Origin of the sequence: Moraxella bovis (genome assembly GCF_025985205.1) — a bacterium.
Taxonomy (GTDB): domain Bacteria; phylum Pseudomonadota; class Gammaproteobacteria; order Pseudomonadales; family Moraxellaceae; genus Moraxella; species Moraxella bovis.
Genome location: NZ_CP087840.1, coordinates 2,056,801 through 2,077,374 on the forward strand (window position 1 = coordinate 2,056,801; position 20,574 = coordinate 2,077,374).

The 20,574-nt window shown below is 40.6% G+C and carries 28 protein-coding genes; 20 read left to right on the top strand and 8 right to left on the bottom strand.

What is annotated here, in order from left to right:
* Positions 1–23: 23 nt before the first annotated feature.
* Complete coding sequence (exaC, locus tag LP107_RS10440) at positions 24–1,538, bottom strand: acetaldehyde dehydrogenase ExaC (RefSeq protein WP_264676137.1); 1,515 nt, start codon at positions 1,536–1,538, stop codon at positions 24–26.
* 287 nt (positions 1,539–1,825) lie between these two features.
* Between exaC and LP107_RS10445 the strand changes: the two genes are divergently transcribed.
* The 4 genes from LP107_RS10445 to LP107_RS10460 are packed head-to-tail and all read left to right on the top strand — an operon-like array spanning position 1,826 to position 3,900.
* Positions 1,826–2,344, top strand: a complete 519-nt coding sequence (locus LP107_RS10445) for a GbsR/MarR family transcriptional regulator (RefSeq protein WP_078273360.1) — start codon at positions 1,826–1,828, stop codon at positions 2,342–2,344.
* A 19-nt stretch (positions 2,345–2,363) separates the two neighbouring features.
* Positions 2,364–2,867 (top strand): hypothetical protein, encoded by a 504-nt coding sequence (locus tag LP107_RS10450; RefSeq protein ID WP_112741921.1) that lies wholly within the window; start codon positions 2,364–2,366, stop codon positions 2,865–2,867.
* Positions 2,868–2,876: 9 nt separating this feature from the next.
* Positions 2,877–3,398: a hypothetical protein gene (locus LP107_RS10455; protein ID WP_078273361.1), complete on the top strand. Its 522-nt coding sequence runs from the start codon at positions 2,877–2,879 to the stop codon at positions 3,396–3,398.
* 52 nt (positions 3,399–3,450) lie between these two features.
* The gene (locus tag LP107_RS10460; protein WP_078273362.1) at positions 3,451–3,900 is read left to right on the top strand and encodes a thiol-disulfide oxidoreductase DCC family protein; all 450 of its coding nucleotides are present in this window, start codon (positions 3,451–3,453) and stop codon (positions 3,898–3,900) included.
* On the opposite strand, the gene LP107_RS10465 is transcribed toward LP107_RS10460, so the two are convergent.
* Positions 3,897–4,028 (bottom strand): hypothetical protein, encoded by a 132-nt coding sequence (locus LP107_RS10465; protein ID WP_264676136.1) that lies wholly within the window; start codon positions 4,026–4,028, stop codon positions 3,897–3,899. The genes LP107_RS10460 and LP107_RS10465 overlap by 4 nt on opposite strands.
* 256 nt (positions 4,029–4,284) lie before the next feature.
* Here LP107_RS10465 and LP107_RS10470 point away from each other — a divergent pair, with 256 nt between their 5' ends.
* The 3 genes from LP107_RS10470 (at position 4,285) to LP107_RS10480 (ending at position 5,620) form a co-directional block, all read left to right on the top strand.
* Entirely contained in the window at positions 4,285–4,674 is a 390-nt protein-coding gene (locus tag LP107_RS10470) for a DoxX-like family protein (RefSeq protein ID WP_112741920.1), read from the top strand.
* A 71-nt stretch (positions 4,675–4,745) separates the two neighbouring features.
* Positions 4,746–5,225: a DUF2269 family protein gene (locus LP107_RS10475; RefSeq protein WP_112741919.1), complete on the top strand. Its 480-nt coding sequence runs from the start codon at positions 4,746–4,748 to the stop codon at positions 5,223–5,225.
* 8 nt (positions 5,226–5,233) lie between these two features.
* On the top strand, positions 5,234–5,620 hold the full coding sequence (locus tag LP107_RS10480) for a hypothetical protein (RefSeq protein WP_264676135.1): 387 nt from the start codon (positions 5,234–5,236) through the stop codon (positions 5,618–5,620).
* Here LP107_RS10480 and LP107_RS10485 read toward each other — a convergent pair.
* Positions 5,548–6,459 carry an IS982 family transposase gene (locus LP107_RS10485; RefSeq protein WP_078275357.1) on the bottom strand — a complete coding sequence of 304 codons (912 nt, stop codon included), beginning with the start codon at positions 6,457–6,459 and terminating at the stop codon, positions 5,548–5,550. The genes LP107_RS10480 and LP107_RS10485 overlap by 73 nt on opposite strands.
* 253 nt (positions 6,460–6,712) lie before the next feature.
* On the opposite strand from LP107_RS10485, the gene LP107_RS10490 reads away from it, so the two are divergent.
* From LP107_RS10490 to LP107_RS10500, 3 genes are read left to right on the top strand one after another with little or no spacing between them, the layout of a single operon-like run.
* A complete protein-coding gene (locus LP107_RS10490) occupies positions 6,713–7,612 on the top strand; it encodes a TIGR01777 family oxidoreductase (RefSeq protein ID WP_112741917.1) in 900 nt (299 codons plus the stop codon).
* Positions 7,609–8,037, top strand: coding sequence for a DCC1-like thiol-disulfide oxidoreductase family protein (locus LP107_RS10495; RefSeq protein ID WP_112741916.1), 429 nt, complete (start codon positions 7,609–7,611; stop codon positions 8,035–8,037). Before LP107_RS10490 ends, LP107_RS10495 begins: the two co-directional genes overlap by 4 nt.
* Entirely contained in the window at positions 8,034–8,867 is an 834-nt protein-coding gene (locus LP107_RS10500; protein ID WP_112741915.1) for an NAD-dependent epimerase/dehydratase family protein, read from the top strand. Before LP107_RS10495 ends, LP107_RS10500 begins: the two co-directional genes overlap by 4 nt.
* A 398-nt stretch (positions 8,868–9,265) precedes the next feature.
* On the opposite strand, the gene LP107_RS10505 is transcribed toward LP107_RS10500, so the two are convergent.
* Positions 9,266–9,628: a hypothetical protein gene (locus LP107_RS10505; RefSeq protein WP_078273370.1), complete on the bottom strand. Its 363-nt coding sequence runs from the start codon at positions 9,626–9,628 to the stop codon at positions 9,266–9,268.
* 217 nt (positions 9,629–9,845) lie between these two features.
* Here LP107_RS10505 and metK point away from each other — a divergent pair, with 217 nt between their 5' ends.
* The 6 genes from metK (at position 9,846) to LP107_RS10535 (ending at position 13,453) form a co-directional block, all read left to right on the top strand.
* Positions 9,846–11,012, top strand: a complete 1,167-nt coding sequence (metK, locus tag LP107_RS10510; RefSeq protein ID WP_078273371.1) for a methionine adenosyltransferase — start codon at positions 9,846–9,848, stop codon at positions 11,010–11,012.
* A 214-nt stretch (positions 11,013–11,226) separates the two neighbouring features.
* Entirely contained in the window at positions 11,227–11,559 is a 333-nt protein-coding gene (locus LP107_RS10515) for a DUF3144 domain-containing protein (RefSeq protein WP_078273372.1), read from the top strand.
* Positions 11,560–11,715: 156 nt separating this feature from the next.
* A complete protein-coding gene (locus LP107_RS10520) occupies positions 11,716–12,264 on the top strand; it encodes a hypothetical protein (RefSeq protein ID WP_078273373.1) in 549 nt (182 codons plus the stop codon).
* Entirely contained in the window at positions 12,261–12,857 is a 597-nt protein-coding gene (locus LP107_RS10525) for a hypothetical protein (protein WP_078273374.1), read from the top strand. Before LP107_RS10520 ends, LP107_RS10525 begins: the two co-directional genes overlap by 4 nt.
* Before the next feature lie 10 nt (positions 12,858–12,867).
* Complete coding sequence (locus LP107_RS10530) at positions 12,868–13,344, top strand: hypothetical protein (RefSeq protein WP_078273375.1); 477 nt, start codon at positions 12,868–12,870, stop codon at positions 13,342–13,344.
* On the top strand, positions 13,310–13,453 hold the full coding sequence (locus LP107_RS10535; RefSeq protein ID WP_264676134.1) for a hypothetical protein: 144 nt from the start codon (positions 13,310–13,312) through the stop codon (positions 13,451–13,453). The genes LP107_RS10530 and LP107_RS10535 overlap by 35 nt, the downstream gene beginning before the upstream one ends.
* Before the next feature lie 64 nt (positions 13,454–13,517).
* Here LP107_RS10535 and guaB read toward each other — a convergent pair whose 3' ends face one another.
* The gene (gene guaB / locus LP107_RS10540) at positions 13,518–14,987 is read right to left on the bottom strand and encodes an IMP dehydrogenase (protein WP_078273376.1); all 1,470 of its coding nucleotides are present in this window, start codon (positions 14,985–14,987) and stop codon (positions 13,518–13,520) included.
* Positions 14,988–15,291: 304 nt separating this feature from the next.
* Between guaB and LP107_RS10545 the strand changes: the two genes are divergently transcribed.
* Positions 15,292–15,612 (top strand): hypothetical protein, encoded by a 321-nt coding sequence (locus LP107_RS10545; RefSeq protein WP_078273377.1) that lies wholly within the window; start codon positions 15,292–15,294, stop codon positions 15,610–15,612.
* 83 nt (positions 15,613–15,695) lie between these two features.
* Positions 15,696–16,298 (top strand): hypothetical protein, encoded by a 603-nt coding sequence (locus LP107_RS10550; protein WP_078275447.1) that lies wholly within the window; start codon positions 15,696–15,698, stop codon positions 16,296–16,298.
* Positions 16,299–16,394: 96 nt separating this feature from the next.
* Here the strand turns inward: LP107_RS10550 and LP107_RS10555 are convergent, their stop codons facing one another.
* The 3 genes from LP107_RS10555 to cysS form a co-directional block, all read right to left on the bottom strand.
* Positions 16,395–16,781 (bottom strand): hypothetical protein, encoded by a 387-nt coding sequence (locus LP107_RS10555; protein ID WP_264682776.1) that lies wholly within the window; start codon positions 16,779–16,781, stop codon positions 16,395–16,397.
* Between the two features lie 87 nt (positions 16,782–16,868).
* Positions 16,869–17,777, bottom strand: coding sequence for a WG repeat-containing protein (locus tag LP107_RS10560; protein ID WP_158079644.1), 909 nt, complete (start codon positions 17,775–17,777; stop codon positions 16,869–16,871).
* A gap of 192 nt (positions 17,778–17,969) precedes the next feature.
* On the bottom strand, positions 17,970–19,367 hold the full coding sequence (cysS, locus tag LP107_RS10565; protein ID WP_112741912.1) for a cysteine--tRNA ligase: 1,398 nt from the start codon (positions 19,365–19,367) through the stop codon (positions 17,970–17,972).
* Positions 19,368–19,466: 99 nt separating this feature from the next.
* Here cysS and LP107_RS10570 point away from each other — a divergent pair, with 99 nt between their 5' ends.
* Together LP107_RS10570 and LP107_RS10575 are read left to right on the top strand one after the other, a co-directional pair.
* Entirely contained in the window at positions 19,467–19,748 is a 282-nt protein-coding gene (locus LP107_RS10570; protein ID WP_078274037.1) for a hypothetical protein, read from the top strand.
* Positions 19,745–20,557, top strand: a complete 813-nt coding sequence (locus LP107_RS10575; RefSeq protein ID WP_078274038.1) for a WG repeat-containing protein — start codon at positions 19,745–19,747, stop codon at positions 20,555–20,557. The genes LP107_RS10570 and LP107_RS10575 overlap by 4 nt, the downstream gene beginning before the upstream one ends.
* Positions 20,558–20,574 lie beyond the last annotated feature (17 nt).

The window sequence follows — 20,574 nt, forward strand, 5'->3', positions numbered from 1 at the left end:
GGCTTTAAAGACTAAGTAAAAACTTAGAAAAACCCCATTGCCTTAGGCGAATAGCTGACAAGCAAATTCTTGGTTTGCTGATAATGCTCTAACATCATCTTGTGGTTTTCACGCCCAATCCCTGATTTTTTGTAGCCACCAAAGGCAGCGTGGGCAGGATAGATGTGATAGCAGTTTGTCCACACACGCCCTGCCTGTATCGCACGCCCTGCACGGTAGGCAGTCGTGCCAGAACGAGACCACACGCCCGCACCCAAGCCGTACATGGTGTCATTGGCGATTTGCATGGCTTCATCAAAATCCTTAAAGGTCGTAACCGTCAAGACAGGACCAAAGATTTCATCACGGAACACCTGCATTTCATTGGTGCCTTTAAAGACAGTCGGCTCAATATAAAATCCACCGTATTCGTTCTCTTTACGCTCCCCGCCACCTGTCAAAAGCTCTGCCCCTTCTTTTTGACCGATGTCGATGTATTTTAGGATTTTGTCCTGCTGTTCTTGACTTGCCTGAGCCCCAATCATCGTCTCGGTATCAAGCGGATGTCCTGTTTTGATGTTTTTAACCCGTTCAATGGCACGCTTGATAAACTCATCAGCGATACTCTCATGCACCAACGCACGAGACGGACAGGTACATACTTCGCCTTGGTTTAGGGCGAACATGGCAAAGCCTTCTAGGGCTTTGTCCAAAAACTCATCATCTTTGTCCATGACATCGGCAAAGAATATGTTGGGCGATTTACCACCTAGCTCCAAGGTTACAGGAATGATGTTTTCGGTCGCATATTGCATGATGTATTGACCGACTTCGGTCGAGCCTGTAAAGGCGATTTTGCTAATGCGTGGGTTCGTGGCAAGCGGTTTACCCACCTTTAAGCCGTCCCCATTGACGATGTTTAGCACGCCTTTTGGCAAGATGTCTTCGATGAGCTCGGTCAGCACAAGGATACTCACAGGCGTTTGCTCGGCAGGTTTTAGCACGATACAGTTGCCTGCTGCCAGTGCAGGGGCGATTTTCCATGCCGCCATAAGAATGGGGAAATTCCAAGGAATGATTTGCCCAACCACGCCCAACGGTTCATGAAAATGATAAGCCACCGTGTCATGGTCAATCTCGCTGATACCGCCTTCTTGGGCTCTAATGCACCCTGCAAAATAGCGAAAATGGTCAATGGCAAGGGGAATGTCCGCCGCCAACGTCTCACGCACAGGCTTGCCGTTCTCCCACGTCTCGGCAACGGCAAGCGTCTCCAAGTTCTCTTCTAGGCGGTCGGCGATTTTTAATAAGATATTGCTTCGCTCCATGGGGGATGTCTTACCCCAAGCGTCCTTGGCAAGGTGTGCGGCATCTAGGGCAAGCTCGATGTCTTCGCTCGTTGAGTCTGGCACTTTGGCAAAGGCTTTGCCGTCCACAGGCGAGATGTCGTCAAAATACTCGCCTTTGACAGGGGCAACCCATTCGCCACCGATGAAGTTTTCATATTGGGATTTGAAGTTGACTTTTGAGTCGTCTGTATTGGGATTGGCGTAACGCATACAATTTCCTTATAAACATGGTAAACGAAAAGCAAGGTGTATTAACCTGCGACTTGCACCTATCGGCTTGCCAATTTACTCAAGTACAAATTACCTAAGTACAAACCCGCCCAGGCTATTGGCATTGCCGATATGTACAGTTGTAAATTATCTTAAAATTGACCAAATTGCAAGGGCGAAATGTTGTTTGATTGTAAAAATGATTTTGTTAAATTTCTAAATTTCAGTATTGACAGAAATTATAAAAATATCTAAAATAATCATAAATTCTAACAAGGCAAAACACCATGAAACTCTCCCCCACCACCGAAAAATTTGTCCTGCATTGGGGCGAAATGGGCAGTAAATGGGGCGTAAACCGCACGGTCGCCCAAATTCATGCCCTATTATTCATCACAGCAAAGCCCATGAACGCCGAACAAATCGTAGATACGCTCGGGGTCGCCCGCTCCAACGTCTCCAACAGCATTAAGGAACTGCAAAGCCTAAATCTTGTGCAGACCACGCACATATTAGGCGACAGACGAGACTATTTTACCACTAACACTGATGTATGGGCTCTGGCTCGGGTTATCGTAGAAGAACGCTACAAAAGAGAGCTTGCCCCTACCGTGCAGTTTTTAGATGAACTCATGAATACGCCTGAATTTGAACTCGAAAATGAAGGGGTCAAACAACGCATTAAGGACACGCACGGCTTTGTGGATACGCTCACCACTTGGGCAAATGAAATGCTAAAACTCTCCACAAATACGCTCAATAAAATCCTAAAACTTGGGGCAACGGTGCAAAAATTTTTGAAATAAAAATAAGCGAACAATAGACATGGCAACCAAAAAAGAAATCTTAGCTTATGCCAAACAACATGGCTTTATTTATCCAAAAATAAAAGTGATTTTTGGGTTTGGATTGCTTGGCGGTATGATTGGCTTAATGACTGTGGTTATTATTGATATAATATCTAATCTTCTTGTTAATGGCGGTAATTTATTTTATGACATAAACATAATTTCTTTGATTGAAAAGATTTTTTCTGTTCTATTATTTAGCATTATTTTTGGCACGGTATTTGGTTGTATACCTGCTGTATTAACAGGAATTTATTGTGCGATTTTTAATTTTATTATTATAAAAAAGTTAGATTATTTTCATTTGTATGTTGTTGGCACCATATTTTCGTCAATTTATTTTAATCATTGGATAAATTTACCTGATGAATTTTGGAAAATAACACATACTTTATTTAGTCTTGGCTCCATTGGCGGAATATCAGCGATGATTTGTGGTAAATTATTTTTGCCAAAGTTACCTAAAAACTTTGATAAATAGGACAGTAAAATGGCAACCAAAAAAGAAATCTTAGCTTATGCCAAACAACATGGCTTTATTTATCCAAAAATAAAAGTGATTTTTGGGTTTGGATTGCTTGGCGGTATGATTGGCGGTATTATGTTTTGTTGCATTGGTTTTATGATAGAAACTACCTATGAACAAATAATAAACCACATAAGTCATAAAGGCATAATAAGTTTATTCTTAAAGTTACCATTTTATATACTTGGATTTGCTTTTCTTGGTGCTTGGGCGGGTGGCATTCCTGCTTTTTTGACAGGTATTTATTTATCATTTAAAAATTTTATCTTTATTGATAAAAAAGATTATGTCAAAATATTTGCCATTGGTTTTTTAATAACGTCAATTTTTGCTTTACTTATGGTGGTTTTTAGCAATCAACAACCGAATATGCAAATTACAATTTGGGATTTTTTTCTTATATCTTTTCCATTGGCTATCATTGGCGGAATATCAGCGATGATTTGTGGTAAATTATTTTTGCCAAAATTACCCAATAACTTTTAAATTTTTTTGCATTATTATTTCTGTTTTAACAGAAATTTCAAAAGGAAATATCATGAAACTCACCATGTTCTATGACAGCAGTTGCACCCTATGCCGTAGCGAAGCAATGTCTTTATGGCATCTGAGTGGTGGCGATATTATCATCATCAGCGTATCGGACGGTCAAGACGAGCTTGCCCAAGCAGGTATCAGCTACCAAGAAGCCATGACTCATCTGTGCGTCAAAGACGAATGGGGAGCTTGGTACAAAGGCATGGAAGCGGTGCGAGTGTTGTATAAAACGGCAAATATACGACTATTTGGCGTGGGGGCGTTTTGGTTATTTGATCTGCCTGTGATTTATGCCTTATTAAATATCGCCTATCCGTATTTTGCCAAACGCCGTCATTTAATCCCTGCCTATTTGGTAAAATGGTGGTATGGAGCGGTTTATGATGTAAAATTAAATAAAATCAATGGCTTATGCGATACTGGCAACTGTTATATTTATCCAAAACCTTAACGCCCAACGGCATTGAGGGCATCTCGTGCTAGGCTTTTATCCAATTCTATTTTTAGCCAAAGATTGGGTAATGGGTTATCACAAACACGGGCATTATAAGTTTGTCGTTGGCTTAATAGACGTTTCATTTTTTGGCGTTTGCGTTTTAGAACGGACGGTTTTTCATAACAGCCCAAACGTTTTTTATACCAACGCCTTGCTTTATCATAATAGACCTTTTAATGAAAGGCGGTTAAGGCATTATCAAGAGTCTCAAAATCTTGGGGGGGGTAAATGGTTGTCAAAGTAGGTATTTTTAGACTTATGTTTGTCTTTTAGAAAGATTTATCATAGCAAAATTTTATCACATTAACAATCATCATCTATTAAAAATAAAGGCATTTTATGAAAATACCCAATTATATCTATCACGCCCTTGCCTTATTATGGCTATATAGCGGTATCGTTCCCATAGTTTTTAATCATTCATCATCGCTTGATTTATTACAAAGTATGGGATTTTATGGCGTGATTGGTAATGTGTTATTTATCGGAGCCAGTAGCATTGATGTGTTATTTGCCCTACTTATCATGACCAAATACCGCACGCATTATCTGCTTTGGCTTGCCCAAATCATTATCATCATTGGCTATAATACATTGATTTTAACGCTTTTGCCAAAAACATTACTGATAGAACAATTGTTACACCCCTTTGGCAGTATGATAAAAACCCTACCCAGTTTGGCAATTGTGATATTTTTATATGAGCATCACAAACCCAAAATAAGTTAGGGTACGCCTTACTATTTTTTTATTAAATTTTTTCTGTTTTTACAGAAATTATGGTAGACTAAGGAAAAACCATGAGCGACTTTACCCTATATCAACTCATCAAAACCTTGCATATCTTATCCGCCATGATAATTTTAGGCACAGGCTTTGGCACGGCATTTTATCTGTTCGTAACCAATCGCAGTGGCTGTGTCCCTGCCCAATCGGTCGTCAGCCATTGGGTGTGTCGGGCGGATTTTTGGTTTACCACCCCTGCGGTGTTTTTTCAGTTTTTCTCGGGACTGTGGCTCATGAACGCCCTAAGCATGCCATTTTCTGCCACTTGGATTTGGGCAAGTCTTTTGCTGTTTTTCTTTTCGGGGGCGTGCTGGCTTCCTGTGGTCGTGTGGCAACTAAAAATGCGAGACATCGCCAAACAATCGCACGACAATGGCGACACCGCCCTACCCCAATCCTATTGGAATTATGCCAAAAAATGGGAATTGGCAGGCTATCCTGCATTTTTGGCGGTATTGGGGATTGTGTTTTTAATGGTATTTAAGCCGATGTAGGAGTTATTATGAATCAGGTAACTTATCCCACAAACAAAATACTATACACCTATGCTATCTTGAGTGGTCTGGTGGGTGGCGTAATAATTGGTTTATTTGCATTGGTGGGCGAGCCAGACGGCATTAAAGTCATTCCAGCATATATTGATGCCGTGTTATTCATAGGTTTTATCGGGATATTTGTTGGGTTTATTCCTGAAACTGCCACAGGATATTTGATTACTAAATTTAAACTTTATAAAAATTTTAGGCATTTTATCAGCATAAAACTAATAGGATTTATGATATCTGCCATATATGTATTCTTATTTATACCCCACTCTCAACTTAAAATCATCTCAAACCTTAAGGGTGGATTGCCAAGTTGTTTGTTGATTTGTACACAAAGACTGTGAGCTAAGAGTTTTCTAATAAAACGGTTGGACAGATGCCACAAGTCTCTTGCCTTGGTGGTTTGAACATTAAATCTTTGTGATAATTGAGAGATGACGGTTTCAATGGTTTTTCTTGTTCGTTTAAGATAAGACACAAAACCTTGACCTCTATCCTCTTTCATATTATCCCTAAGAGGTGTTTGTAGATCAACCCCCAACTTAGCAAGTTCCTCTTGTAATGCTTTGGATAAATAACCCTTATCCCCAAAGACCAAACTGGCTTGCCCTCCTTGCAAGGACTGTGTCAACTCAAACACTACCTGTCTGTCATCTGTATTGGCAGGTGTTAATGTGTAAGCAATCACTTGACCGTCTTGGTTTGTGAGTAAATGGGCTTTAAACCCAAAGTAGTGTTCGCTCTTACTGGCACAATAACCAAAGCTCCCAACCCCCTTAAAAGATTTGTGTCTTTTTGCTCTTTGATAGACACAGACAGGCAAAGGAAAGCTGTCAATCAAATAAGGCTTAGTGGGACGGCTGTCTTGATTGTCAAGAATACACAAAGAGCCAAGTACCTTCATCATTTTGTCTTTAACCCAAACCAAGTTGGCACAGTGTTTGGCAAAGTTTGGGTATGAGCCTAATTTGGGGAAATAGTGTTGATAGCAGTTTTTAAAGTAAGCCCAAATCTCCTTGTCAGTGTCAAAACCTAAACTTTCACCCACAAGCTCCATGGTGATGATTTCTGTGTCAGACAAGGCAGGCAAAAAGCCTTTGCTTCTTAGAGGTTTGGTTACAATATTTTGATACAAAGCCTCTACCAAAAGATAGACAACAATGATAAAATCATCATACGACATAGCTTACTCCTAGACTGTTTTGTGGTGAAACATTGGATTGGGCTATGTTGTTTTTATTTCAAGCACCCTGCTTGTTGTGGTGTGTTAGTTGAGAGTGGGGTTTATTTATATTTTTTACAGGAGAATTATTATTGCAAGATATTTATTATATTTTAACCTTAATGGGTTTCATGGGATTATTGGGAGCATTATCAGCGTTCATTATTGGGTGGTTTGTATTACCGAAATCTGTGATAGAAAATAAGGGAAATTTATGAACATTTTAATTACTGGCGGTAGCGGTTTTTTGGGACGACAATTAACCCTAGTATTATTAAACTTAGGTCATCATATTATTTGGGTAAGCCAAAATCCTAATAGAATAACAATTTTGAATAATGTCAAAGTGATTGATTATAACGCCCTAAAAAATTTATCAATATCCATTGATGTTATCATCAATTTAGCAGGGGCAGGAATTGCTGATAAACGGTGGAGCAGTAAACAAAAAAGACGGCTTTTTGATAGTAGAATAAACCCCACTTTAGCGATATTAAACTTTATCAAAAACAATCCCACATCATTATTGATAAGCGGGTCGGCGATTGGTTATTATGGCGTGTCGGACAATGCGACTTTTGATGAAAATTCATCGCCCATTTGTCAAGATTTTGCCAGCGAGCTCTGTCAAACTTGGGAGAATCTTGCCCTGTCCACCACTGATATTTCCGCCACAAAAGTCGCTATCATTCGCACAGGCGTGGTACTAGACCCCAAAGGTGGTATAATGACTCGTCTACTACCTGCCTTTAAAATGGGGCTTGGCGGACGGCTTGGCGATGGCAAACAGATATTAAGTTTTATCAGTATGTCTGATTGGGTGCGTGCTGTGCTGTTTATCATTGCCAAAAATAAAAGCGATGATTTGCCCATTCACCAATTTTATAATCTGACAAGCCCCAATCCGATAACCAATGCCGACTTTACCAAAGCGATTGGGCAATTATTAAATAAACCCACTTTATTTCATTTGCCATCTTGGTTTTTAAGATTATTGCTTGGTGAAATGGCAACTTTATTGATAGATGGACAAAAAGTTTTTCCCAATCAATTACTCTCTATGGGATTTGAATTTCAAGACAAAAATATTTATTTTTTGGAGAATAAATTATGATTAAAATGTATTATGATGACACTTGCCTCATTTGTCGCACCGAAGCCTATCATATCAAGAGCGATTATATCCACATCATTCCCATAAAAGACGGATTGTCAGAATTACAAAAGCATGTTATTGATGAATTAACCGCCATGACTTATTTATGTATATTAGATGATAATAATGTCATGCACACAGGCATAAAAGCAGTGCGACTTTTACACAAAACCGCCGACACAAAATTTAACAAACTACTTCTCTTGCCAATCATCAAGCCATTAAGTGCCATTATCTATCCTTTATTTGCAAAATATCGATATAAAATTCCCAAATGGCTTATCATAAAACTGTTTGGCAATGTGCAAGACATCAATGAATGTGATAATAGCATTTGTCAGTTACCACCAAAAGAGCGATTAAATCAACATAAAAAACCATGAATATTTTATTATTCGGTCATACAGGATTTATTGGCAAAAAGGTTTATGATTTATTAAGCCAAAATCCCTTATGTCATATCAAAACCCTATCATCAAAAACGCTTGATTTTAATTATCCAATCATACCGCCTGATTTATTTGATGATATTGATGTGGTGATTAATGCTGTTGGCGTGATGAGTGATGATACCGCCTTTATGGAAAACATTCATCATCACACGCCTGCCTGCCTTGCCACTATCGCCAAACAAAATGGCATAAAACATTGGCTCAATCTTTCAGCACTCGGGGCGGACGAGTATTCGCCCATTGCCTTTGTGGGTAGTAAGGGGCGTGGCGATAAGGCGTTATTGGCATTGGCAGATGATGATTTTAGCGTAACGATCATTCGTCCGTCTTTGGTGTTTGGACAAGGCGGAGCAAGCATCAAGCTGTTTTTGAGACTTGCCAAACTACCGATTTGGGTTTTGCCAAATGGCGGTCATTTTATCATACAGCCTGTTCATATTGATGATGTGGCGTTAGGGTTTTTACATCTTTTATCTTTTCAAAAAAATGGAATAATAAATATGGTAGGCTCGCCCATTTTATTAAAATATTATTTACAGATACTAGCCAATAATTTTTATCAAAAACAGCCTATTTTTATCATCAATATTCCTTTATTTTTTGCTAAATTATTTTTACAAATGATTTATTTGATATACAAAAATCCGTTATTTTCTATGGATAATTTGACATTATTAGAAAATAGCCAAGTGGTTGATGAAAATGATTTTATAAAATTATTAGGGAAAAATACCCACAATTATCAGGATTTTAGGTTTTAATTTTAAAAATAATCCACGACAATCCTAAAACAAAAACAGACACCAATAATCCCGACATAAACATCAGCATAAAACCCTTAAAATATGGTATATAATAAAACCCTGCTATTATCGTTAAAATTTTTATCGCCGATAACGCCACCATAAATTCTATAAGAATGGTAAATTGTAATAAAATCCTACCCATTACCATATCATGTAATATCAGAATAAATGTCGGATAATGTGCTAAGACATATTTATCTATCATCACATAAATAGGCACAAATACTAATACGCCCAATATTAAACTTAATGTCTCTACCCAATGACTAAAATAACCCCCAAAAGACCCCAAGAATAAAAATCCAACGATTGCATTGGAGCATACCAGACCTGTCATTTTAACCAAATATTATTCATCTTTTATCCCCATTATTTTTTAAATAATCGCCAAATATCATTATCGCCATAATCACTGCCGTTAATATCGCCCCCACAAAGGACAATATCCCACCTGTTACCACCGTTAAGAAAAACGCCCCAAAAAAGATACCTATATTATACGTCCATAACCTAATTTCTAAAAAACCACCAAGAAACAATCCAAGAATAGCATTTAACCATACCAATACCGTCCATTTTGACCAAAGCTCGGTCATGTCATATTTTTGTGTCATAGTATGCCTTTTGTGTTGATAATTGGCATTATTATAATCACTCGCTCTTTGTATGATTGTGAAAAAATCATGGAAAATAACAAACCCTACAAAATTTTTCATGGTTTGCCAAATTTTTTTCATCTATTTTTTTACATTTATCCGCCAAAATGGGGTATAATTTTCCGCCAAATATCTAAGTAAAATTCAGATATTCTCGCCTTACGATGTAGAGTTTTGCTCATTCTGTCAAGCCTAGATTTGCCTTTTTGTTTTTTGGCAAATAATGAAAAGCCACCAGAATGTCGTAAGTTTTTTTAATCTATTTAAGTGATTTTTTATGAATTATCAATTATTTACATCAGAGTCCGTCTCCGAAGGACACCCTGATAAAATGGCAGATCAAATCTCAGATGCCATACTTGATGAGATTTTGACCCAAGACAAAAACGCTCGTGTGGCGTGCGAAACCCTAACCAAAACAGGGGCGGTTGTGCTTGCGGGCGAGATTACCACCACCGCCAACATTGATGTGGAAGCCATCGTCCGCCGTACGGTCAATAAAATCGGCTACAACCATAGCGATTTGGGCTTTGACGGGTCAAGCTGTGCGGTCATCAACATGATTGGCAAGCAGTCGCCCGAGATTGCCCAAGGCGTGGACAGAAGCCACCCCGAAGAGCAAGGGGCAGGCGACCAAGGCTTGATGTTTGGCTATGCATGCGTTGAGACAGACGTACTTATGCCCGCTCCCATTGCCCTATCACACCGCCTTATGGAACGCCAAGCCGAACTGCGTAAAAACGGCACGCTCTCATGGCTACGCCCAGACGCTAAGGCACAGGTAAGCCTACGCTATGATGACAATCATCGCCCACTGGCGGTAGATGCGTTGGTACTATCCACTCAGCATGACCCCGACATCAGTCAAGCCGACCTATATGAAGCGGTCATGGAAGAGATTATCAAACAAGTCATTCCTGCCGAACTGCTCCACGCAGGCACAAAATACCACATCAACCCAACAGGCAAATTCGTCATCGGCGGTCCTGTGGGGGACGCAGGTCTGACTGGGCGTAAAATCATCGTGGATACTTATGGCGGTATGGCTCGTCATGGGGGCGGTGCGTTTAGTGGCAAAGACCCGTCCAAAGTGGATAGAAGTGCTTCCTATGCAGGGCGTTATGTCGCCAAAAACATCGTGGCGGCAGGGCTTGCCGACCGCATTGAAGTGCAGGTGTCCTATGCCATTGGCGTGGCAGAGCCGACTTCTATCTCGGTCAATACCTTTAACACAGGCAATGTGTCTAATGATGAGATTATCCGCCTTATCCGCACCCATTTTGACCTACGCCCCTATGGTATCACTCGTATGCTGGACTTGCTACAACCCATGTACGAAATCACGGCAAGTTATGGGCATTTTGGGCGACATGGTACGGACAATGCCTTTACTTGGGAAAAAACCGATAAAGTAGAAGCGATTAAAGCGGATACGAATTGGTGATTTGCCAAAATATATCTAACAAATTTGATATTTACCGCAGGCTTTGTGGGGGCGTGTTGAACACGCCCTTGATGATATGGCGATTTATCGGACATGCTCAGCACGTCCCTACGCCCACATAATTATAAATTTGTGGTAATTTTAAAGTTCTTTATCCACAAAAGCCAGTCAAAAACTGGCTTTTGTTAATTTTTATCAAGCTTATGGAAAATTTATGTCAAACCTTAACGAACAAATGACCAACAACACCGCCGAATTACCCCAAGATGCCAATGCCTTTTTTGAGCGGGCGGACAGCGTGATTACCCTTGCCAACAGCCAATTATCGCCAAACTCCCACGCAGGGCAAGTGGCAGCGTCTTTGACTTATGCCGCTGCTCGTTTTGCGGTGTCAGCAGCGAGCATTGGTTTTGTCAAGGGGTCGGATTTTGTCAAAGAAAAAGCGGACATCATCGCTTTTTATACCGAGCAATACCAAAAAATGCTTAGCGATAATATCGATGATTATGCCGAGAATTTTGAGAAATACACAGGGATTAAAAAGTAGCGTTAATGATATTTTAAAACCAATGGTATCTTAAAAAGATTGTTAGGGGCGGATATAATTATTCGCCCTTATGAGAGCATTTTAAATTACCCCAGACATAACCATGAGCGATAAAATTCCCCTGCCCCTAATCTTATATCCCAAAAAGCGAGTACATTGGGTATTGATTGTGTTTTATATTTTTTGGCGGTATTATTTGGTTTGGGATTTTGGGTTGCCAAAGATGAATTTTTTATCAGAATTTTATTTGGTGTTTTATTTTTGATTGCTTTGGGTTTTGCTTTTTATCAGTTTTTTAAAGTGGTCAGAGATGAGTCTTTCTTTGTTATTGATAAAGACCACCTTTCATTTTTTCACATCACACAGCAAGCAATTTATTTTAGGGACATTCAAGCCCACAACCAAGATGTTGGCATATTGGATTATCAAAGCTATCGTGATTTTAAATTTTGGTACATACAAATCCATAAAAATAATGATATACAACAAATATCTTTGAATGCCTATCGCCACAATCATTTACATCTTGATGAAAAACAGCTATTTGACCTAATCAATCAAGCCTATCAGGGTCGAGATGTTTTAATCATTCCTGCAACAAAAATAGAGATTTTTGACAGAGTCAATGTAGGCGGTTTATTGATGATTGTCTTTATGACAAGTATGCTATTATTGGCGATTATCATGGGAATTAAACACGCATGAGCAATAAAGTCCCCCTACCGATAGAGCTTTATCATTCCAATAAATTCCTGCTATTTTCTTTGGCTTTTGGCGGTGCGATGTTTTGGCTTGGGCGGACTGTTAGTGTGATTGCTGACGAATGGTTTATTATTGCCCTATCTATGGCACTGATGATTTTTGAGGCGTTGGTTATCTTGGCGTGTGTCATCTCGTTCATCAACTCCAAGCCCGTTTTGGTAATTGCCCGTTATCGCATTAGTGGCGGACATGAATTATTAAAAAGATTATTTAATAAAAATAACGCCATTGCTTTTAAAGACATTCGCTCGTTAGAATTGGATTATCATACTCATCAAGACGTGAAACATTGGCATACTGCTATCTTATTAAATACTGGCAAAAAATTACACCTGCCGATTAGAAGTATGAAATATGAAACAGTAATGATAAATGAAAAAGAAATCTTTCATCTTATCAATCAAGTTCATCAAGGCAACATACCGCCCACATTTGAAGATTTTGATATGGACATTCATGACCGAATGACAACATGGGGATTGTTTATGATTGGTTTTGTGGTGCTGATATTGGTTGTTGGTCATTTGATGAAATGACGGTAAAAACATGGTTAATTTTCGCTTGCCCCTATATCTATATCCTACCCAACGCTCCCTTGTGATACAGCTTTTTATTTTTGCCGTTTGTATCGGGGCGACTTATTGTTTTTGGTATGTGTTATCTGATGTTGGTAGTTGGTTTATCAATGGGGCTATTTTATTATCGGGCTTGTTTTGGTTATTTTTTCTGATTATCTTTTTAAAAAATTTAATCACCAAAAAACCCATGCTTATCATTGATAAAGATTATATCATTGGTCGGGGTATTTTTAATGATAAACTCATAGGGTTTGACGACATTGCGGATTTATCACTGCACATTCAAGCAAATCACCGTTTTGGATTTATGGTGTATCGCATGGATATAAGCTTAAAGACAGGCGATGATGAATTTTTGGTATTAAATACTTGCTGTTATGGACGAACACTCATCAACGAGAAAGAGATTTTTGCACTCATCAAACAGATTCCCGCCACGTTATGAGCCGTTTTATATCGGTAATGACGAACGCATGACATCAACCGCCAAAGTGTATTGGACGGTTATGGCGATTGGGGCGGTATGGGTTGCATACAAGATATATACGCTATAACAAAAATCCGCCCAACCTTGATTGAGCGGATTTTATCATCTTGCAAATTAGCTTTGATAAGTCTTTAACTTTGACGATAATTTGGAGCTTCTTTGGTAATCTGCACATCATGAACGTGCGACTCTTTCATGCCTGCCGATGTTACTTTGATAAACTCAGGTTTGGTGCGTAGCTCTTCGATAGTGGCACAGCCTGTATAGCCCATGGATGAACGCAGACCGCCCGCAAGCTGATTGATGATGCCTGTTACCGAGCCTTTGTATGGCACACGCCCTTCAATACCTTCTGGGACAAGTTTTTCCACGCCTTCTTTGGCATCTTGGAAATAGCGGTCAGACGAGCCATTTTGTCCGCTCATCGCCCCAAGCGACCCCATGCCACGATATGCCTTATAATAGCGACCTTGATACAGCTCCATCTCCCCAGGGGCTTCTTCTGTCCCTGCTAAGAGTCCGCCCACCATGATACAGCTTGCCCCTGCCGCCAGAGCCTTTGCCATGTCGCCAGAAAAACGAATGCCACCGTCAGCGATGAGCGGAATACGCTCTTGCAAGGCAGTCGCCACGTTGTCAATGGCACTAATCTGTGGCACGCCAATACCTGCGATGATACGAGTGGTACAGATAGAGCCAGGTCCAATGCCGACTTTGACAGCGTCCGCCCCAGCGTCTAGTAGGGCAAGAGCGGCATCGCCTGTGGCAATGTTACCGCCGATGACTTGGATATGGGGGTATTTTTTCTTGATAAAGGCGACTTTGTCAATCACGCCACGGCTATGACCGTGAGCGGTATCCACCACAATCACGTCCACGTTCGCTTCCACCAACGCTTCCACACGGGCTTCGGTGTCCGCCCCTGTACCAACTGCCGCCCCCACACGCAAGCGACCTTGGGCATCTTTGGCGGCGTTCGGGTTATTTTCGGCTTTGCTAAAATCATTGACAGTAATTAGCCCTTTTAGGCGAAATTCATCATCAATCACAATCACTTTTTCAATGCGGTGCGTGTGCAGTAAGCGTTTGATGCTCTCGGTAGATTCGCCTTCTTTGACGGTAACGAGCTTATCTTTTGGGGTCATCACATTTTTGACAGGTTGGTCAAGGTTGGTCTCAAAACGCAAATCACGGTGCGTTACAATCCCCACCACTTGACGGTTGTCGTCGACCACAGGCACGCCTGAGATGTGGTTTTCACGAGTAATGCGAAGTAGCTCGCCCACGCTTGTGTCAGGGCTTACGGTAATGGGGTCGGCAACCGTGCCTGCTTCAAACTTTTTGACATGGCGGACACGGCTGGCTTGACGAGCGATGTCCATATTTTTGTGGATAATACCCATACCGCCAAGCTGCGCCATGGCGATTGCCATTTTTGATTCGGTAACGGTATCCATCGCCGCCGATAGGATTGGCAAATTTAGGTTAATCTCACGAGTCAGGCGAGTGGATAGGCTCACATCTTTGGGTAACACTTCTGAATAAGCAGGTAGTAGCAGTACATCATCAAAGGTCAATGCTTCATAACTTAGTCTTAACATAACAGCCCCTTATGGCAAAAAATGAAAAAAATACACATCAAAAAACCGAAAAAGGCTAAGCAGTCATCTGCCTAGCCTTTGGATATACGGTTGCTTGTTCGTTTTAGCATTGTGTATCGGTTTGTGCGTGTAAAATTAGCGGTGCATTATACGCCAGATTATCCGATTTGGCAAATGTTTTTTGTAAATTATTAGATTAATCCATATTTATCAATGGGTTATAAAATAAAGTTGAGAGCAGGACGGTTTGTGATATAAAATACCCCAATGAACATACCAATCAATAGCTCAGCTCGGAGTGCTCATGAAATACCTTATCCTACTTTGTCCATTACTACTGACCGCCTGTGCGACGCCAACAGCGACCCCTGCCGAACCCATCGCCACCGACATCGCAGAGCCAGACTCATCCACCCTGCCAAAACTTGCCATGCCCACCAAGCACTGCACCATGGAATACATGCCTGTGTGTGCCACGCTTGAACAAAACGGACAACAGTTTACCAAGACCTTTGGCAATCGCTGTTCGGCTCACAGTTTTATTGATGAAGGGGTAACTGTCGTAGATGTGCGTGATGGCGACTGTGACCCAAGCAAACAAGCACTGATGAGATTCGGTCGTTGATAACAGAAATTTAATACAGGTTGAATGTCTCCCATCGCAAGCTCTGCCATATATGAATTTTATATAAATACGGAGAAAATATAATGAAATTTATTATAGCAATATTAATGACTTCATTGTTATCTTGCGGTTATGATAAAACTGGACATTATGTCACTTCAAAAATTAATGCTACTAATACAGACGAATACGACCGTTATGTCATGCAAAAAATAAATGACATCGCAATAAATGGCGTCATTGATGACAACGAAAAAACGAAAAGGCTGTTGTTGGACTTGGTGCCAGAAGTAAATCGCATGAATGATGAGAATGAAAAGTACAAAGCATTATTGCAAATATATACATTAACAGATGTTCATAAAGCAATAGATTTTATTGATGAAGTTCTTAGGAAAAACCCCGATCATTGGTTACTTATTTATAAATGCCAACTTATGAAAATCAATAATTACGACAATGACGAGATAACAAATTGCTTTTCTCATATTGCCAGAAAAGCAGAAGAAGAAATTAAGAAAAATAACTATAACAAAAAAGACAATACCAAAGAAATTTTGTTGTACTATCTGGCTGAGATAAATGCTGGAAATGTGGCGTATATTCAAAAATCAAAAGATTTATTAGATAAAATACAGACCCAAAAAAGAAAGATGAGTTGTATCAAATTTTTAATAGCCAAATAGATATTGAAAATTAAAATTTTTATTATTTGGTTTTATCTATTAAAATCACCCATAAATAATGACGTAAAGCTGTTAATATCACTAAACAATAAACCATTACACCCCCAACACATTTATCAATAGTCCCACCGCCCAACCGATCACTATCGCCAACAGCCATATCATCTCACTTCTTTGAGTGCGTTTGGTTTTGTAAAACCGCCAAGACAAAGGCGTGGCGATAAATGCAACGACAAATCCTACCAACATATGACCTGTTGGCATGACACAACGTTGTATCCCAGTGTTATCGATAAAGCAGTTAGAGCCAAACAAAAAGGCAAACAAAGTACCACCAAACCCCACCACAAAAAACAGCACGGCAAAAAACAGCACGGCAAAAATACCGTCAGCGACTTTTTTGGCTTCTTTGGCAAAGACAATATAAGCAGTCATCACAAACATCATCATACCCAGCACCATCAATCCGCCAAATGTCATCACATCATTTGCCAACAATGCACTGCCACCCGCCAATAATAAGGCGATGATATGGGTAATGATTTATGTATACATGGGTTTTGTCATGATTTATTTACAAGTGATAGCAAAACTCTCGGTACTATCGCCAAGCTCTGCTTTAAAATATATCTTATCATTCGTATTATCATCGGCATAGGTTTTCTCAAAATCCACGCCAACATAATCATAGTTAGGTGCTATTAGCACTTCGGCTTGCTCATTGATTAAGCCATATTTACCCTGTTGCTGTACAACATAAGTATCGCCATAATGCGTTGGCATTATCATCTCATACTGATAATCGGACAAAAATTTGCCTTCAGGACTTATCAGGGCGTACTGCCTATCTTTGGCAACGGCAAATAATCGCCCTGACAAAACTTCTGCATCGTCATAAGCAAAAGCGATGACGGGACGGTTTTGTTTGTCAATAATGCCATATTTACCTTGCCCTTTTACACCTGCAAAGCCGTCTGTAAAATACAACCCAGCATAATCATAGACAACAGGAATGACAACACTCGCAAGGCTATCTATATAACCGTATTCACCGTCCTTTTCCACCCTTGACAAACCATCAGAAAAACCGCCAATGTCATCATAAAACCCCATTGGCACAACAAACTCGCCTTTTTCATTGACAAGCCCAAAAGTGTCATCTCTACCGAGCTTACCAAACATTGACTCTCCACTGTCTCTTTGTGCAACCACAATCAGTGCATCACTTGGCTCTGTATAACTGTCATACGCCCAATCATCAGGAAAATCAATCTCATGATAAATTGCAGGCAAAATGAGCTTGCCTGTCTTGTCAATCAGCCCAAACGGATAAGGAAAATCACCAAATGACGTTTGCACCACATTACCCACTCGTGCCACGCCTTTTTGATTTAGGCATTCTTGATAAGTAAAGGGAATTTGTGTGGTTGGTTTGACACATGGCACATCAAACTCATCGGCAGTTGTCACATTTACCATGCCAAAAGCCAAACTAATACCACATAACCAAAATAGATGTTTCATTGATATTCTCTTTTATTTATTAACCAAAGAACCTAAATTTAATAATTTTCCCCCTGCGGATTATGGGTAATTTAAAAGCTCTTTGATATATTCTTTTTAATCCTAAAAACAAAAATTGAGCCATAAAAATAGCTCAATTTTTTTTATTTACACTCTCCGCCAGCTCGTCCCCGCCCTGCTGTCTTCTAGCTCCACGCCTTTTTCTTTTAGCTCGGCACGGATTTGGTCGGCAAGGGCAAAATCCTTATCGGCTTTGGCTTGTTTGCGTTTATCAATCATCGCCAAAATCTCGCTTTCAGAAATGCTCTCATCGCCAATTTGGGCTTGCAAAAAGGTTTGGGGGGCGGTTTGGGCGATATTTAGCACGCTTGCTAGGGTCTTTAATATCACGGCAAATCGCTGTCCGCCTGCCATGTCGTTCGCCTTGACCGCTTTATTTATCTCGCCTGCAATCTCAAACAAGATACTGACCGCTTGGGCGGTGTTAAAGTCGTCATTCATCGCACGCACAAAGGCTTGCCCGTACTCACTTCCCCACGCTGTCTCGTCCGTGCCTACCGCATCAAACGGTTTTAGGGCGTGATATAGGCGTGATAAGGCGGTGTGGCTTTCTTTTAGGGCGGTATCTGAGAAGTTAATCGGACTGCGATAATGGCTAGATAGGATAAAAAAGCGAATGGTCTCGGCATGAAAATCCTGCAACACTTCACGAATGGTAAAGAAGTTGTTTAAGGATTTGCTCATTTTTTCTCCGTCCACATTGACAAAACCAACGTGTAGCCAGTTGTTGGCGTAGGGTTTGCCTGTCGCCCCTTCGCTTTGGGCAATCTCGTTTTCATGGTGCGGAAACTGCAAATCATGCCCACCGCCATGAATGTCAAAGCTCTCGCCCAAACAGCAGGTACTCATCGCACTGCACTCAATGTGCCAACCAGGGCGACCCAAGCCCCACGGACTTTGCCAATGCGGTTCGGACGGTTTGGCGGATTTCCACAGCACAAAGTCAAACGGGTTGTCCTTGTCGTCCACCGTCTCCACCCTTGCCCCTGCTTGCATGTCGGCAAGTTTGCGTTTGGAGAGTTTGCCATAGTCGGGGAAATTTGCCACCTTATAATACACATCGCCACTTGCCCCTTGATAGGCTAAGTCTTTGGAATGTAAGGTATTTATCATATCCAGCATCTGGGGAATGTGGTCGGTCGCTTTGGGTTCGCTGGTCGGACGCAAGCACCCTAGACGGTCAGCATCTTCGTGCATGGCTTTGATAAAACGCTCGGTCAGCTTGCCAATGGTTTCGCCGTTTTCGCCTGCTCGTTTGATGATTTTGTCGTCAATGTCGGTGATGTTGCGGACGTAGTTCACGTCAAAATAACGAGACAACCAACGATAAATCACATCAAAGCTCACCATGACCCGAGCGTGTCCGATATGACAATAATCGTACACCGTCATGCCACAGACATACATACCCACTTTGCCGTCATGGATAGGAACAAACCGCTCTTTTTGTGCCGATAGGGTGTTATAAAGGTGTAAATCGCTCATGGTGTGCCTTTTGGGTAACTGGTGTAAATAAAAGCCTTTATCATAGCAGAATTTGGAGGAAAGTGCTATAATTTACCAAAAATTAACCAAGGTGATCACATGAGATATTTACCACTGGCATTACTTGTCTATGCCATGTGTGCATCGGCAGTCAATGTCTATAACCCAAATGATTTATCCGATGCCAAGACCTTGGATAATGTCAGAGACGTTGTGTTATATGGCGTACATTTTGACCATGTGCTACTGCAAAATACAGAAGCCTGCATGAAGCCTTCTGCTGATTTTGAATTTGTAGAATGTCCAAATCACCAAGGGCTTGCTCGGGTCGGTAATTATGTCCAAACCCCTTTTGGTCAAGCCCCCACCCTTTGGGCATGATAGACAAAGACGGCAAATTATTGCTAGATAATATTTACCACAAAATCCATATCCCCGAAAGCTTACAAGCCATCGCCACGGATGTCAGCCCCCAGTCTTTTGTCATTACCACCTTGAACCTTGACGGCTTAGATAAGTTAAAGGCAAGCGATGAGTCTGATACTGCAACCATCATTGATGAGAGAATGCGATACGCCTTGGTTGATACCAAAGGCAGAATGGTTGTGCCGTTTGGGCATTATGATAACATCATCGATGGGCATGATGGTGTATTTACTGTCGAAAAAGACGGGCTGTATGGCGTGATAGACGCACACGGTCATGAAATCATCACACCCATGTATGACAACCTAGTCATGTTTTATCAAGGGTTTTCAGGTTTATATAAAAATGGCAAATATGGCATCATCAATTTAAATAACAAAACCGTGATTGATTTTAAATACAACGTCATTTATATGCTTAAAAGCGACAGTGGCGATATGTTTTTTAATGCGGTGATGGACAACACGTCTTATTTGTACAACAGTCAAGGCGAAAAAATTTTTGAACTAACCTACCCTGATGAGCATGAGATTTTTAGGGATGACATCAATACATTTCAAGGTAAGGATTTTTTTATCATCGCTCCTGATTTTTATAAATCAAGCGGTCAAGTGGGGCTAATAGACACCACTGGCAACGTGATATTGCCTTTTGAATATGACGGCATTTATCCATTTTTGACGGGTCTTACATCTGACCTTGACATGGATGATGACCCACAATACATCAAAGCCATTAAAAAAGATGGGGTTTTATTTTTATGACACCACAGGCAAACTCA

Bases quoted from the DNA above. Each gene is read 5' to 3' on its own strand.
- exaC (WP_264676137.1), bottom strand. From the start codon at position 1,538: ATGCGTTACGCCAATCCCAATACAGACGACTCAAAAGTCAACTTCAAA.
- LP107_RS10445 (WP_078273360.1), top strand. From the start codon at position 1,826: ATGAAACTCTCCCCCACCACCGAAAAATTTGTCCTGCATTGGGGCGAA.
- LP107_RS10450 (WP_112741921.1), top strand. From the start codon at position 2,364: ATGGCAACCAAAAAAGAAATCTTAGCTTATGCCAAACAACATGGCTTT.
- LP107_RS10455 (WP_078273361.1), top strand. From the start codon at position 2,877: ATGGCAACCAAAAAAGAAATCTTAGCTTATGCCAAACAACATGGCTTT.
- LP107_RS10460 (WP_078273362.1), top strand. From the start codon at position 3,451: ATGAAACTCACCATGTTCTATGACAGCAGTTGCACCCTATGCCGTAGC.
- LP107_RS10465 (WP_264676136.1), bottom strand. From the start codon at position 4,028: ATGAAACGTCTATTAAGCCAACGACAAACTTATAATGCCCGTGTTTGT.
- LP107_RS10470 (WP_112741920.1), top strand. From the start codon at position 4,285: ATGAAAATACCCAATTATATCTATCACGCCCTTGCCTTATTATGGCTA.
- LP107_RS10475 (WP_112741919.1), top strand. From the start codon at position 4,746: ATGAGCGACTTTACCCTATATCAACTCATCAAAACCTTGCATATCTTA.
- LP107_RS10480 (WP_264676135.1), top strand. From the start codon at position 5,234: ATGAATCAGGTAACTTATCCCACAAACAAAATACTATACACCTATGCT.
- LP107_RS10485 (WP_078275357.1), bottom strand. From the start codon at position 6,459: ATGTCGTATGATGATTTTATCATTGTTGTCTATCTTTTGGTAGAGGCT.
- LP107_RS10490 (WP_112741917.1), top strand. From the start codon at position 6,713: ATGAACATTTTAATTACTGGCGGTAGCGGTTTTTTGGGACGACAATTA.
- LP107_RS10495 (WP_112741916.1), top strand. From the start codon at position 7,609: ATGATTAAAATGTATTATGATGACACTTGCCTCATTTGTCGCACCGAA.
- LP107_RS10500 (WP_112741915.1), top strand. From the start codon at position 8,034: ATGAATATTTTATTATTCGGTCATACAGGATTTATTGGCAAAAAGGTT.
- LP107_RS10505 (WP_078273370.1), bottom strand. From the start codon at position 9,628: ATGAAAAATTTTGTAGGGTTTGTTATTTTCCATGATTTTTTCACAATC.
- metK (WP_078273371.1), top strand. From the start codon at position 9,846: ATGAATTATCAATTATTTACATCAGAGTCCGTCTCCGAAGGACACCCT.
- LP107_RS10515 (WP_078273372.1), top strand. From the start codon at position 11,227: ATGTCAAACCTTAACGAACAAATGACCAACAACACCGCCGAATTACCC.
- LP107_RS10525 (WP_078273374.1), top strand. From the start codon at position 12,261: ATGAGCAATAAAGTCCCCCTACCGATAGAGCTTTATCATTCCAATAAA.
- LP107_RS10530 (WP_078273375.1), top strand. From the start codon at position 12,868: ATGGTTAATTTTCGCTTGCCCCTATATCTATATCCTACCCAACGCTCC.
- guaB (WP_078273376.1), bottom strand. From the start codon at position 14,987: ATGTTAAGACTAAGTTATGAAGCATTGACCTTTGATGATGTACTGCTA.
- LP107_RS10545 (WP_078273377.1), top strand. From the start codon at position 15,292: ATGAAATACCTTATCCTACTTTGTCCATTACTACTGACCGCCTGTGCG.
- LP107_RS10550 (WP_078275447.1), top strand. From the start codon at position 15,696: ATGAAATTTATTATAGCAATATTAATGACTTCATTGTTATCTTGCGGT.
- LP107_RS10560 (WP_158079644.1), bottom strand. From the start codon at position 17,777: ATGGTAAATGTGACAACTGCCGATGAGTTTGATGTGCCATGTGTCAAA.
- cysS (WP_112741912.1), bottom strand. From the start codon at position 19,367: ATGAGCGATTTACACCTTTATAACACCCTATCGGCACAAAAAGAGCGG.
- LP107_RS10570 (WP_078274037.1), top strand. From the start codon at position 19,467: ATGAGATATTTACCACTGGCATTACTTGTCTATGCCATGTGTGCATCG.
- LP107_RS10575 (WP_078274038.1), top strand. From the start codon at position 19,745: ATGATAGACAAAGACGGCAAATTATTGCTAGATAATATTTACCACAAA.